The sequence below is a fragment of the Leptobacterium flavescens genome, assembly GCF_010671605.1.
Lineage (GTDB): Bacteria > Bacteroidota > Bacteroidia > Flavobacteriales > Flavobacteriaceae > Leptobacterium > Leptobacterium flavescens.
The window spans coordinates 520332-535303 of sequence record NZ_JAABOO010000004.1 but is presented as its reverse complement, the minus strand read 5'-3'; the positions used below and the strand labels follow the sequence as shown (position 1 = coordinate 535303).

9 protein-coding genes are annotated in these 14972 nt (G+C 42.7%); 6 read left to right on the top strand and 3 right to left on the bottom strand.

Translation table 11 applies throughout. The annotated features are described in order from the left end of the window. From GWK08_RS18790 to GWK08_RS18780, 3 genes are all read right to left on the bottom strand, one after another. The coding region (locus GWK08_RS18790; RefSeq protein WP_163608279.1) for a spondin domain-containing protein at positions 1–2366 on the bottom strand (2366 nt) is incomplete at its 3' end. 102 nt (positions 2367–2468) lie between these two features. Next, positions 2469–3107 (bottom strand): Crp/Fnr family transcriptional regulator, encoded by a 639-nt coding sequence (locus GWK08_RS18785; RefSeq protein ID WP_163608778.1) that lies wholly within the window; start codon positions 3105–3107, stop codon positions 2469–2471. A gap of 210 nt (positions 3108–3317) precedes the next feature. Next, positions 3318–5717, bottom strand: a complete 2400-nt coding sequence (locus GWK08_RS18780; RefSeq protein WP_163608278.1) for a spondin domain-containing protein — start codon at positions 5715–5717, stop codon at positions 3318–3320. Between the two features lie 393 nt (positions 5718–6110). Between GWK08_RS18780 and GWK08_RS18775 the strand changes: the two genes are divergently transcribed. The 6 genes from GWK08_RS18775 (at position 6111) to GWK08_RS19415 (ending at position 14946) form a co-directional block, all read left to right on the top strand. Beyond that, positions 6111–6617, top strand: coding sequence for an IS1096 element passenger TnpR family protein (locus GWK08_RS18775; RefSeq protein WP_163608777.1), 507 nt, complete (start codon positions 6111–6113; stop codon positions 6615–6617). Between the two features lie 67 nt (positions 6618–6684). After that, positions 6685–7743 (top strand): nucleoid-associated protein, encoded by a 1059-nt coding sequence (locus GWK08_RS18770; protein WP_163608776.1) that lies wholly within the window; start codon positions 6685–6687, stop codon positions 7741–7743. Between the two features lie 171 nt (positions 7744–7914). Next, positions 7915–8817: an ABC transporter ATP-binding protein gene (locus GWK08_RS18765; RefSeq protein WP_163608775.1), complete on the top strand. Its 903-nt coding sequence runs from the start codon at positions 7915–7917 to the stop codon at positions 8815–8817. 17 nt (positions 8818–8834) lie between these two features. Beyond that, a complete protein-coding gene (locus tag GWK08_RS18760) occupies positions 8835–9665 on the top strand; it encodes an ABC transporter permease (RefSeq protein ID WP_163608774.1) in 831 nt (276 codons plus the stop codon). Between the two features lie 28 nt (positions 9666–9693). Then, positions 9694–12450 carry a T9SS type B sorting domain-containing protein gene (locus GWK08_RS18755; RefSeq protein ID WP_163608773.1) on the top strand — a complete coding sequence of 919 codons (2757 nt, stop codon included), beginning with the start codon at positions 9694–9696 and terminating at the stop codon, positions 12448–12450. A 54-nt stretch (positions 12451–12504) separates the two neighbouring features. Next, positions 12505–14946 carry a T9SS type B sorting domain-containing protein gene (locus tag GWK08_RS19415; protein ID WP_163608772.1) on the top strand — a complete coding sequence of 814 codons (2442 nt, stop codon included), beginning with the start codon at positions 12505–12507 and terminating at the stop codon, positions 14944–14946. The last annotated feature ends 26 nt before the right edge of the window (positions 14947–14972 follow it).

Genomic DNA, 14972 nt, shown 5'->3' with positions numbered 1-14972 from the left:
TATCCTCCTCTTGGGTCTTCTAAGTATACTACTCCAGGTCCGTTATCAATAACTCCCTTTCCGAACTGTACATCTTCCAATGCACTTACTCTTCGGATCGCAGTATTTCCATCAGCTGCTCCTGTGTTAGGATTAAGTTGTCTTGGTGCCTGATCCGGTCCAAAACCTACTGGCTGATCTACCTCTGTTCCAGCATCGAATAAGTAAGACTCATCACTCTCGGATGTTCCTGAGAATGGTGCTCCGCTCTCATCAAATAATGCTACTCCATTGTTGTTATAGCTGATGAACCAGTCATTGGTCTCTACTAACATTGTTCCGATACCTAACTTGTAATTCTGTCCTTGTGGTACTTCGATGGTGAAAGTCAGGCTTCCTCCAGGTCCTACATTTGCATCCTCTACACTAGCTGATACTGGTAATCCAAGGCTCTCAAAGTAAGCTACCGCTGCAGCGTTATCTCCGTCTTCTGCCAGTTGCTCTAATCCGCTCTCTGGGTTTAAAGTTCCTCCCTGTGCAAAGAATGGGTCGCTGTCTGTGTTAAAGGCATATACCAATCCTGGGGATAATTGACTTAATGAAGAAGCTAATCTCAATGGTGCTCCGTTAGTTCCTGTTTCATTGAACCAATCGAATAATGCATCAGGGTTTCCGTCTTCTGCAATTCCTTCAAGACCTACTCCTCTGTCCTCTTCTCCTAGAGTGAATAATGGCTCTGGTAAAGTGTGTAGTACTACGATTCCTGGTGTTACTACAAATCCGTTCTGTGAACTTGGTGGCTGATTTGTATCAGGAGTTCTGATAGCAGTGATTGTTAAGGTAAATGTTCCTGCTTCTGTTCCGTCTCCGGCTACATAATCTAAGATCGCTGTCAGGTAGAAATCTCCACGTACTCCACCTCTGTCTACTAGTCTAACTAGTGGGTTAGCATCTTCTGGTCCTGTGTTTGGCCCTGCTGGTGGGAAGTTACTTGGATCGTTATCTGCTTCTGTTCCCAGATCGTATAATACTAGTTCACTTGCAATATCTACACCGTTTAGTGCTTGTCCGTTAGGGAATAGATCGATTCCTGCCAGATCTTCAGGTGCCAGGTACCAGTCATTACTGTTACCCATCATCGTTACAGGAGTGAATTTAGTTCCAGGTACTGCCTTAAAGCTGATCTGATACTGATCTCCATCCTGGTTTAATGGTCCTCTTGTTGGAGTCTCTCCAGTTCTGATTCTCTCTGTAAAAGTGTGAACATTTAGGTAGTTGATCACATTGCTGATCGTTACGTTAAATGTCGTTGTTGGTGCTACTACATCGTTAGCTTCTCCCAAAGATGGGTTTACTTCCTCTGCCCAGTCGGATGCGCTATCGCCTTCTCCGTCATACTCTATACTGTAGCTGTCCAATCTTACTGTTGGTACAAACTCTCCAGCTGTCCAGATACCTGCTGCTACCGCTACATTCTCTCTGGCACTTCCGCCTGCTCCCCACTGTACGAAATCCATGATCGCATCAGGGTTAGCAAACTGATTCTCTGAATAAAGTCCCAGTCCTCCTTCATCATCAGGCATGCTGTATGGAAGTACTAAAAACTCTCCCGGAGCTAGTTCTATCTCTCCGCTCTCTGGTGTTACGTTCCCGATCTGTACATAAGTACCAGGTCCTAAACATAACCAGTAAGAACTAAGATCTACACTTACGTCTCCGTTGTTGTATAGCTCTACTAAGTCACGGTTACCGTACTGTACTTCGTTGATCACTACAGAACGTACTTGCTCAGGCACGGTAAGAACATTGTCCTCTCCTAAAGTAACTGTGGTAGTCTCTCCCCAGTTAGCTGCTCCGTTCCCTTCACCGTCAAATACAATACTGTTGTTAGGGTTGGTTACCGTTGGTACAAATTCTCCGGCTGTCCAGATCCCTGCTGCTACCGCAACATCTTCTCTGGCACTTCCGCCTTCTCCCCACTGTACGAAATCTTCAATAGCATCTGAGCTACCGAATTCGTTAGTAGAATACAACCCTAATCCTGCACTTGTATCAGGCATCGTATAAGGTAGTACTACATAATCTCCAGCCTCAAGGTTGGTGATAGATCCACTCTGTGGAGTCAGTGTCCCGATACGTACATAAGTACCAGGCCCTAAACATAGCCAGTAATCACTTAGATCTGCGGTAGTGGTTCCGCTGTTAAAGATCTCTACAAGATCCTCACTTGCGTACTGAACCTCATTTAATACTACTGTAAATTCTACCGGAGCCGGATCTACCGGATCCACTCCGTTTGCATCATCATCACTAGAACATGATGATAACATCAAAGATGATAGCAGTAAACCGCTAAAAAAACTCTTTGTTAATAAATTCTTTTTCATTTTGCTCGAATTGATTTTTAATTTTTTTTCAAAACTACAATCAACCAAGCCTTCACAATGGTGACAAAAATCACCAAAAGCAGTTAATGTTTTCCCAAAAATTTAATTAAGAAGGAGTTCTATATGTCTTTTGTGCTGGATTAACAGGTTTTCGTGCTCTAACTTCTTGGTAATACGAGAAATAACTTCTCGCGAAGTACCGAGGTCTGAAGCAATATTCTGGTGTGAAAGATGAATATTCTGGGATTTCAGGATCTTCGATTTGTTCTCGAGATATTTAATAAGACGGTCTTCCATCTTATAGCAGATAATATCCTTGGTGGTTTTTAAAAGATCTTCAAAATTCTTCTGATAATCTTTGATAATAACCCTGCTAAAAGAGGGATATTTAACAAACCATTCCTTTACTTTCTGGACCGGTAAACACAAAACGGTGGTTTCTTCTTCCGTAATGGCAGAGAACTGAACGGCTTCTTCCCCGAATAAGTGGTTAAAGCTCATTACACAGGTTTCTCCCGGATTAATATAATAGAGAAGGAATTGCACACTGTCCTCTTCAGCATACATCTTAATGATCCCATCGAGAACAAGAGGTAAAAAATTCAAATAAGCTCCTTGTTTTACTACATGTACTCCTTTAGGGAATTCTTTGTAAAAGCCCGTTTCTTTAATTTCTTCGTAAAGCGGTGCTTCAAGGAAAGGTAAACATCTCTTTATATATTTTGAGTTGTCGTTATCCATTAGTTCTTTTTCAATTTTTTCTAAATATACAAAACAATATACTCTTGTATGTAATTACGGTAGCCGGTGTAAAATTATGTAAGTAAAGAGCGTTTTTTTGTTTGGTATGAAACATTTAGATGTAAAAAAGCCGGAAATGTTTTCCGGCTTTTCTCACTTTCAACTAATTCTATTTATTCAAATAGAACAGAACAAAACAAATATTGTTTCTTATTGTGGTTGGATATCAATCCTTACGATGTTGTATCCTCCTCTTGGGTCTTCTAAGTATACTACTCCAGGTCCGTTATCAATAACTCCCTTTCCGAACTGTACATCTTCCAATGCACTTACTCTTCGGATCGCAGTATTTCCATCAGCTGCTCCTGTGTTAGGATTAAGTTGTCTTGGTGCCTGATCCGGTCCAAAACCTACTGGCTGATCTACCTCTGTTCCAGCATCGAATAAGTAAGACTCATCACTCTCGGATGTTCCTGAGAATGGTGCTCCGCTCTCATCAAATAATGCTACTCCATTGTTGTTATAGCTGATGAACCAGTCATTGGTCTCTACTAACATTGTTCCGATACCTAACTTGTAATTCTGTCCTTGTGGTACTTCGATGGTGAAAGTCAGGCTTCCTCCAGGTCCTACATTTGCATCCTCTACACTAGCTGATACTGGTAATCCAAGGCTCTCAAAGTAAGCTACCGCTGCAGCGTTATCTCCGTCTTCTGCCAGTTGCTCTAATCCGCTCTCTGGGTTTAAAGTTCCTCCCTGTGCAAAGAATGGGTCGCTGTCTGTGTTAAAGGCATATACCAATCCTGGGGATAATTGACTTAATGAAGAAGCTAATCTCAATGGTGCTCCGTTAGTTCCTGTTTCATTGAACCAATCGAATAATGCATCAGGGTTTCCGTCTTCTGCAATTCCTTCAAGACCTACTCCTCTGTCCTCTTCTCCTAGAGTGAATAATGGCTCTGGTAAAGTGTGTAGTACTACGATTCCTGGTGTTACTACAAATCCGTTCTGTGAACTTGGTGGCTGATTTGTATCAGGAGTTCTGATAGCAGTGATTGTTAAGGTAAATGTTCCTGCTTCTGTTCCGTCTCCGGCTACATAATCTAAGATCGCTGTCAGGTAGAAATCTCCACGTACTCCACCTCTGTCTACTAGTCTAACTAGTGGGTTAGCATCTTCTGGTCCTGTGTTTGGCCCTGCTGGTGGGAAGTTACTTGGATCGTTATCTGCTTCTGTTCCCAGATCGTATAATACTAGTTCACTTGCAATATCTACACCGTTTAGTGCTTGTCCGTTAGGGAATAGATCGATTCCTGCCAGATCTTCAGGTGCCAGGTACCAGTCATTACTGTTACCCATCATCGTTACAGGAGTGAATTTAGTTCCAGGTACTGCCTTAAAGCTGATCTGATACTGATCTCCATCCTGGTTTAATGGTCCTCTTGTTGGAGTCTCTCCAGTTCTGATTCTCTCTGTAAAAGTGTGAACATTTAGGTAGTTGATCACATTGCTGATCGTTACGTTAAATGTCGTTGTTGGTGCTACTACATCGTTAGCTTCTCCCAAAGATGGGTTTACTTCCTCTGCCCAGTCGGATGCGCTATCGCCTTCTCCGTCATACTCTATACTGTAGCTGTCCAATCTTACTGTTGGTACAAACTCTCCAGCTGTCCAGATACCTGCTGCTACCGCTACATTCTCTCTGGCACTTCCGCCTGCTCCCCACTGTACGAAATCCATGATCGCATCAGGGTTAGCAAACTGATTCTCTGAATAAAGTCCCAGTCCTCCTTCATCATCAGGCATGCTGTATGGAAGTACTAAAAACTCTCCCGGAGCTAGTTCTATCTCTCCGCTCTCTGGTGTTACGTTCCCGATCTGTACATAAGTACCAGGTCCTAAACATAACCAGTAAGAACTAAGATCTACACTTACGTCTCCGTTGTTGTATAGCTCTACTAAGTCACGGTTACCGTACTGTACTTCGTTGATCACTACAGAACGTACTTGCTCAGGCACGGTAAGAACATTGTCCTCTCCTAAAGTAACTGTGGTAGTCTCTCCCCAGTTAGCTGCTCCGTTCCCTTCACCGTCAAATACAATACTGTTGTTAGGGTTGGTTACCGTTGGTACAAATTCTCCGGCTGTCCAGATCCCTGCTGCTACCGCAACATCTTCTCTGGCACTTCCGCCTTCTCCCCACTGTACGAAATCTTCAATAGCATCTGAGCTACCGAATTCGTTAGTAGAATACAACCCTAATCCTGCACTTGTATCAGGCATCGTATAAGGTAGTACTACATAATCTCCAGCCTCAAGGTTGGTGATAGATCCACTCTGTGGAGTCAGTGTCCCGATACGTACATAAGTACCAGGCCCTAAACATAGCCAGTAATCACTTAGATCTGCGGTAGTGGTTCCGCTGTTAAAGATCTCTACAAGATCCTCACTTGCGTACTGAACCTCATTTAATACTACTGTAAATTCTACCGGAGCCGGATCTACCGGATCCACTCCGTTTGCATCATCATCATTAGAACAAGATGATAACATCAAAGACGACAGAAGTAAACCGCCGAAAAAACTCTTTGTTAATTTTAAATTTTTCATGATTTTATTTTCTAATTTTTTTGTTTGCCCTCACTTACGAGAAAAGAAAAAAGTGGGTTTTAAGGCAGAAAAAAGTCAACGTAAATAAAATCATCAATAAAAAACACCTTTTATTATCATATATTTAATTAAAATACATTTTTATTGAGTATTATTCATGTTAATTGATTTTTATCAGCAGATATCCTAAAAAAATATTAGTGAAAAAAAGTGGTTTTTTTAACGTTTTTTAACAAAACCGGTCAATTTTTATCCTTTTCAACTCTCTTTATTCTATTAATTATTTATGGTTTTAATACGGTTTTCCGATCGGTTTTTTGAAAATAGAATTGATGTATATTGTAAGTCTGTAAACAATAATCTTATTACCTTTGCAGTCTGGAAAATTTTATCATGATATACAAATTCAGAATTATTTTGGACGCCGATGAAGATATCTTCAGGGATATCGAAATAGAAGCGTCCAGTAGTTTAGAGGATTTCCATAATAGTATTACGCAGGCTTTCGGTTTTGATGGCATGGAGATGGCATCTTTTTACCTCAGCGATGAAAAATGGAATCAGGGAGAGGAGATCTCTCTTTTTGATATGGGAGACGGAACATCTGATGTACGCCTTATGAATGAGTCCTTTCTGGAAGACGTGGTAACAGAAGAGAACAACAAACTTATTTATGTGTACGATTTCTTTACCATGTGGACCTTCTTTGTTGAGCTGGCCGAAATATCTGAGAAGGAAGACGGAAGATCCTATCCTAACCTTTTGTTTGCTCATGGGAACTTACCTGAGCAGGCCCCGGATAAACAATTCGAATCGGAAGGAGCAGAGGAAACAGAGAGTTCTGATGAAATGGATATTGAAGATTACGACGATCTGGATTTCGACGAAAACTGGAACTAAGACCATCTGCCTTTCCACAGTAACAATCCATTAAATTATTTATTAACAACCTAAAGTTGAATAACTGATGATCAACTTATATTCTACCCAAATAGAGAGCTTATCCATACATACGGTTGGTAACAAAGGCCGTGGTGAAAATGTTTTTTATTCCAAAGAGCCCTATCAGCTTAACGATGAAATAACTGCCCTTTTAAAAGAGTACTTCTTTAAACCCTTCAGGGAGAAGGAAGAGAATTACTTTCATTTTTCTCATGAAGCAGATCTGGAATTCAATCCTCTGTTTACCATCTGTTCCGAGATCTTTGATATGCCGGATTCTATCCATGAGAATTCAAAAAAGATCACTTCTCATCTTTTTGAACAATCCAGTCATCCACACATCAAAAGCGGGGAAGTTTATATTACGTATCTGTCGGATGTAGTGGTGGATAACGAGAAAATCGATGCTATCGGGATCTTTAAAAGCGAATTAAAACACGATTTCCTTCAGTTTGAAGAGAAAGAGCAGAATATCGATATCCTGATCAGGCAGGGGATCAATGTAAATAAACTCGATAAAGGTTGCCTGATCCTCAAAACTGATAAAGAGGAAGGCTATAAAATATTATCTGTAGACAGCAACCGCTACGATACCAAATACTGGTTAGAAAATTTCCTGGGGGTCAATGCCCTTACCGACGAGAATTTCTTTACCAAGAAATACCTTAAGTTCTGCCAGAACTTCGCCAAGGACGTAGTACTCCCGGCCGAAGACAAAAAAGAAGAGGTAATGTTTATGAACAGAGCGGTAAACCACTTTGCCAAGAACGATAATTTTGAGGAGACCTCTTTTCTCAATGAAGTAATGGACAATCCAGACCTTATTCCGGAATTCAAACATTATAAAGTTGAAAAAGGCCCTAAGTTCAGTATAGAGGACGTTTCCAACTTCCCTATCGCTAATAAGGCAGTTTCGGATGCCAGAAAAAAGATAAAGAACACTATCGATCTCGATACCAATATTCAGATTAAAATGGATTTCATCAACCCGGAATCCGCAGAAAAGTTTATTGAAAAAGGGTGGGATGAAGAAAAACAGATGTACTATTATCTGGTTTATTTTAACCGGGAACAGAAAAGCTAACCGCCTCTTTTTAAGCTAAAAACAAGACATCAGGAGCCTTGACCAGAACTGTGGAAAGGCTCCTTTTTTTTGACCGTACTTTTTCTCTCCGTTTAAAAAAGTCTTAATGTTGTAACGAAAAAGTTAAATTAGCGTCAAGTTAGGTACAACCAATCAAAAAATTATATCATCTTGGAAACAATTCTTACAATTGAAAACCTTACTAAAAAGTTCGGGTATTTAACCGCCGTTAAAGATCTGTCCTTTACTATAGAAAAGGGAAATGTGTACGGGATCCTCGGACCCAACGGAAGCGGAAAATCCACCACCCTGGGTATTGTGCTCAATGTGGTAAACAGAACTGCGGGTAATTTCTCGTGGTTCGACGGACAGATCTCCACACATGAAGCACTGAAAAAAGTAGGTGCCATTATTGAGCGACCTAACTTCTACCCTTATATGACTGCCGAAAAAAACCTGCAACTGGTTTGTAAAATAAAGGGAGTTTCTTCTGATAAAGTAAATGAAAAGCTGGAGCTGGTAGGCCTGATCGACAGGAAAGACAGCAAGTTCAGGACATTTTCACTGGGTATGAAGCAGCGTCTTGCTATTGCGTCTGCCCTGCTTAATGATCCTGAAATATTGATCCTGGACGAGCCCACAAACGGTCTTGACCCACAGGGAATACACCAGATAAGAGAACTTATAAAAAAGATAGCCGCTGCGGGAACCACTATCCTTCTGGCATCTCACCTTCTTGACGAGGTGGAAAAAGTGTGCAGCCATGTGGTTATCCTGAGAAAAGGTGTAAAGCTATACTCCGGAAGAGTGGATGAAATGATTGCCAGTCACGGTTTCTTTGAACTTAAATGTGAGGATAATGAAAAACTGGTATCTCAACTGGAAAGCAATCCGATCTTCAGGAAGATCTCTTCAGATAACGGACTCATCACCGCTTTTCTGAATGAGCCTCTGGATGCTAAGGAATTCAATAAAATGATGTTCGATCAGGGGATCGTACTTTCTCATCTCGTAAAAAGAAAGGAAAGTCTCGAAGAACAATTCCTTACCCTTACCGAAAACCAATCCAACTAACCAATCAATCAGAAAACATGTTACGATTATTACAAATAGAATTTATAAAACTATGGACCAATAGGGCGAGTAAATTTTTGATCATCTCCTATTTTGTCCTTCTTACCCTGATCTCATTAATTGCGGCCATTAAATTTGATATAGGCCCGATAAAATTTCACCTGGCGGAACTCGGGATATTTAATTTCCCTTATATCTGGCATTTTAATACATTCGTTGCCGCCATCTTTAAACTATTCTTAGCAGTGGTCATTGTTTCTATGATGGCCAACGAGTACAGCAATAAGACTTTAAAGCAAAACCTTATAGACGGCCTGAGTAAAAAAGAATTCATCTATTCTAAATTCCTCACTGTAGTATCTTTTGCTTTCATCTCTACAGTGTTCATTTTTGTGGTCTCTCTTATCCTGGGACTTATCTATTCTGATTTTAATGAACCTTCCATCATCTTTTCGGATCTTGAGTATCTGATCGCCTTCTTTATAAAACTGGTCGGCTTCTTTTCTTTCTGTCTCTTTTTAGGGATCCTGGTAAAACGCTCTGCCTTTGCCCTTGGTTTCCTGATCTTCTGGCAGATCGTAGAAGGGATAACATTCGGTCTTTTAAAATGGAAAGCTGCAGACGGTGTTGCCGAGGCCGTATTCAGGTTCATGCCACTGAACTCTATGGCTAATCTTATTAAAGAACCCGGTTCAAGATTATCTGCCGTAAAATCGGTAGCGAATCAAATAGGAGAGGAATTCAATAAGGACTATTCCGTTCACTGGTACGAGATAATGATCGTTTTAGGCTGGACCGCCTTATTTATTTATATGTCCTATAGTTTATTAAAAAAGAGAGATTTATAGTATATTTAAGCCTCAGTGACGGGGCAAAATGACTAAACACCTTATTCTTTTACTAAGCCTTGCATTTCTTTCAATTCATCAGGGAAATGCTCAAAGGGAAGCTTCCAATTGGTATTTTGGAAGAAATGCGGGGCTGCAATTTAACGGAGATGGCACGGTAATACCTCTTACCGATGGACAGCTGGATACCAATGAGGGTTGCGCCACTATCTCGGATCGTTTTGGGAATCTCCTCTTTTATACGGATGGAATAACGGTATGGGACCGTACCCATAACATAATGACCAAAGGAACCGGATTACTGGGAGACCCTTCCAGTTCACAATCCGCCATCATAGTTCCCAAACCTGAGGATCCTGATATTTACTATATTTTTACCGTTCACGCCCTCGGTGGGGACAATCACAACACTTCCGAATTACAGGGGCTTAATTTTTATACGGTAGATATGAGCATCGGAGCCAACGGTGCCGTTGTTGGCCGGGGAAATAACGACCAGCCTCTTATCATTCCGAATTCAGAAAAAATAACAGCTGTCAGGTCTGCCGATTGCAGCTCCATCTGGGTGATCTCTCATTTCCTGGATTCTTTTTACGCTTATAATGTAAGTGCCACGGGAGTTAATACCAGCCCGGTCATATCTGCTACAGCCACCACAGTACCTCTGGGAGGTTATCGCTTTAACGCCATAGGTTATCTGAAGGCCTCTCCTAACGGAAGAAGGCTGGCGGTAGCGCACAGCACGGTTTCAAATACAGTGGACAGAAGAGCCGCCGGAAAATTCCTGGTATACGACTTTGATGCGTCCACCGGAATAGTTTCTAATGAACAGGAACTGGATACCGATAACGGAAGCCCCTACGGAGTGGAATTTTCACCCAACAACAACCTGGTCTATTGTACGGTCAGTATTTTTAGCGATGACAGTTCCGTCTCTAACTTATATCAATTCGATCTGACCGCGGCTGATATCTCTCAGTCAAGGGTTACTTTGTTTTCCGGGGCAAGCGGAGCCTTGCAATTAGCTCCTAACGGGCGTATCTATCATTCCAATGCAGGTAATGCTTCACTAAACGTCATTAACAACCCGAATGTTCCCGGGACAGGAGCCGGTTTTGTAGAGAATGCTCAGGATCTGGCTTCAAGAATATCGGTTTTCGGTTTGCCTCCGTTTATTCAATCCCTCTTTAATGAAGTGGTCGATATTACCGACCAGCCAACCGCAGACGGAGGGATAAATACAGATGTGGTTATCTGCCAGAGCACTTCTTTTACATTCAGTGCACCTTTGGAAGCCGGAGCCAGCTATTCCTGGTTTTTTGACAACGGAAATACGGAGATCCTTCTTCCTTCTACCACCAATGAATACGTGCTTTCTGATGCTCAACTTTCGGATGAAGGGATCTACAGGGTGGAAATTGACAGAAATGATGGTTCCTGCCCGGCTGAAGGTTTCGGGTTTGTATCGGTCAATCCTTTACCTCCCGCCAGTCCGTCTGTACTGTTTCAGTGCGATGTGGACAGTGCGGATTCTACGGATGGGATTGCAGCATTTAACCTGGAGCAGGCCTATGATGATATTACGTCGGCTACACCGGGACTTAATCTGGAGTTCTTCGAATCTAATGCCGACCTCCTGGCCGATAATCCTATCACCAATCCGGTGGGTTATCGCAATACAACCCCCAATCAACTTATAGAAGTAAGGGTAACCGATACCAACGGATGCCAGAGTATTACTCAACTTGAGCTTCGTGCCATCCCTACAGCCGCAGGTTTACCAGCCGTCGGGCCTTTCTTTGCCTGTGATATAGATCCTGAAGATGCCGTACTGGAAGGGAGTTTTGATCTGGATGCCATTGAAAACGACAACTATCCGCCCGCTCTGGATATTACTTTCTATACCAGCCTGAATGATGCTTCCCTGGAATTAAACCCGGTTTCGGGCACCGATTTTGTCACAGAAAATACGACCCTTTTTGTTCGTATTGAAAATAACAATCAATGTCAGGAGATCCAGCAAATTCAGTTAATGGTAGATCCGTCTCCGCTTATTAGCTTCCCGGAACAGATCAACTTTTGCCTGAACCAGTCACCACCTTCTGTCTTCGGGCCATTTGGTTTTGATATTTACCGGTGGTTCAGAAGAAATCCCGGCGGAACCGATACCCTGGTGTTCGAAGGAACCGATTTTACTATTCCCGCTCCCGGAGAATACCGTCTGGAAGCCGTCTCTGTTTTTAATGATTTTGGGATTACAAGAATGTGTTCCAGCTCTGTAAACTTTACAGCGGTAGCTTCTAATATTGCAACCATAAGAGATGTAGAAATACGCGATATCTCTTCCAATAATACCATTACCGTATTAGTAGAGGGCGAAGGTGATTACGAATACGCGCTTAATGATATTACCGGGCCTTATCAGGACAGCAATGTCTTTGAAAACCTGGCTCCGGGCTTTGCCACCGTTTATGTTCGGGATAAGAACGGCTGCGGGATCAGTGAGCAGGAAGTATCTATTGTCGGTTTCCCTAAATTCTTTACCCCTAACGGGGACGGAGTAAATGAAAGCTGGCAGCTTCTTGGAGTGGATCAGCAGTTCCAGCCCAATTCCATTATTTTTATTTTCGACCGTTTCGGAAAGCTCGTTAAACAACTTCGTCCCGGAGGCGAAGGATGGAACGGGACTTTTAACGGACGACCCCTTCCCGCATCCGATTATTGGTTCAGGGCAATACTGGAGGATGGACGTGATTTCACCGGACATTTTACCCTTAAACGGTAATATTCAGATCATTTAATTAATAATAGTATATTTATGTGCTATTAATTTTCTGGGGTGAAATACTACATTTTAATTTTCTTTTTGGCGATCGGCTTTTCGTTACAAGCCCAGGCGCCCAACGACTGTGTAAATGCGATAATCGTTTGTAGCGATACTAATCTTGAATTAAACTCCAATGGAATTGGAATTGATGATTTTGCTTCTCCCGGAAGCAATCCTCCCGACTGTTCTTTTACAGAATCTCAGAGTCTGTGGTTAAAGGTGATCATCGAAACATCGGGAACCCTTGCTTTTGTTATTACCCCGGAATCAAACAGTCCGAATGAAGATTATGATTTTGCCGTCTACGGCCCGAATGTCAGTTGCGACAACCTGGGCAGTTCCATACGGTGTTCCTCTACCAATCCGCCTGCTGCAGGAGTTCCTACCCTCACAGGGATGCGGGATTCGGAGACAGATACTTCGGAAGGACCTGGCCCTGCAGGGAACGGTTTTGTACAATCGCTGAATGTTAATGCAGGGGAAGAATATTATATCCTGGTCGATAACTTTTCTCAAAACGGAGGCTTTACTATAGACTTTACCGGAACTGCCGGATTTCCGGATGTTCCGTTTAACAATGTGGCCGCCGGGACTTCTATCGACCTGGAAGAATGCGATACTGTGGCACCGCTGGATGACGGGATGACAAACTTCGATCTGGAGCAGAATACTCCTCTTATTATTGGTACACAAACGGGAGTATCCGTTACCTATCACGATAATATGAATGATGCCAGTGCAGGAGTCAATGCCTTGACAAGTCCTTATCTGAGTACTTCAACTACCCAGCGTATTTATGCACGTATTACCAACGACAATAGCGAATGTTTTGATATAACCGATTTTGAACTGAGAACGATTCCCGGGCCAATCATTGCGACACCTTCCGATTTTGAACTCTGCGACCTTAACAGGGATGGCACTGAGCAATTCGATCTTACAACCACCAATACCGAAACCCTGAACGGGCTGACGCCATCGGATTTTGCGATTACATACCATGCTTCTCAGGCAGATGCAGATACCAATTCTTCCGCCCTGCCTTCCAATTATGATTCTGTAGGGGAAACGATCTTTGTGCGTGTGGAAGATATTAGCGCCGGATGTTTTTCGACGGTACCGTTAAACCTGATCCTCAATCCTCTGCCTCCTGCCAATGCATCTGTATTGCTTCAGTGTGACGTGGACAGCGGGGATTCTACGGATGGGATCACCATGTTTAACCTGGAGCAGGCCTATGACGATATTACTTCGGCTACACCGGGGCTTAACCTGGAATTCTTTGAAACTAATGCCGACCTTGCAGCAGATAACCCTATTGCCAATCCGATCGGCTATCAGAATACGACCGCCTTTAACCAATTTATTCTGGTAAGGGTAACCGACACCAACTCCTGTCAGGATGTAGCGCAGCTCGAACTCATTGTACAACCAACAACAGCAAGCTTACCTTCTATCGGGCCTTTCTTTGCCTGCGATATAGATCCTGAAGATGCCATTCTGCAGGGAAGTTTTGATCTGGATGCAATTAAAAACAATAACTATCCGCCTACCCTGGATATTGCTTTCTATACCAACCTGAATGATGCTTCTCTGGAATTAAATCCGGTTTCAGGCACCGATTTCATCACGGAAAGCACTACCCTCTTTGTTCGTATTGAAAACGCCAATCAGTGTCAGGGAGTGGAACAATTTCAGCTAAGAGTAGATCCTACTCCATCGATCACTTTCCCGGAGCAGATCAACTTTTGTCTTAACCAGCCAGCGCCTTCTGTTTTCGGGCCTTTTGGTTTTGATATTTACCGGTGGTTCAGAAGAAACCCCGGAGGAGCTGATACCCTGGTGTTCGAAGGAACCAATTTCAGCATCCCCGCTCCCGGAGAATACCGCCTGGAAGCCATCTCTGTTTTTAATGATTTTGGAGTTACCAGAATGTGTTCCAACTCTGTAAACTTTACTGCTGCGGCTTCTAATATTGCAACCATAAGAGATATAGAAATACGCGATCTTTCTTCCAACAATACCATTACGGTACTCGTGGACGGTGAAGGCGATTACGAATATGCGCTTAATGATATTACAGGACCTTATCAGGACAGCAATGTCTTTGAGAACCTGCCTCCGGGCTTTGCCACTGTTTATGTCAGGGACAGGAATGGCTGTGGGATCAGTGAGCGCGAGGTATCTATTATCGGTTTCCCGAAATTCTTTACACCTAACGGAGACGGAGTAAACGAAAGCTGGCAGCTTCTCGGAGTGGATCAGCAATTCCAGCCTAATTCCATTATTTTTATTTTCGACCGTTTCGGAAAGCTCGTTAAACAGCTCCGGCCGGGAGGTGAAGGATGGAACGGAACCTTTAACGGAAGGCCGCTTCCTTCATCCGATTACTGGTTCAGAGCGGTATTGGAAGACGGGCGCGATTTCACCGGGCATTTTGCGCTTAAACGTTAGGCATTTTGTATTTTTACAGCTCTTAA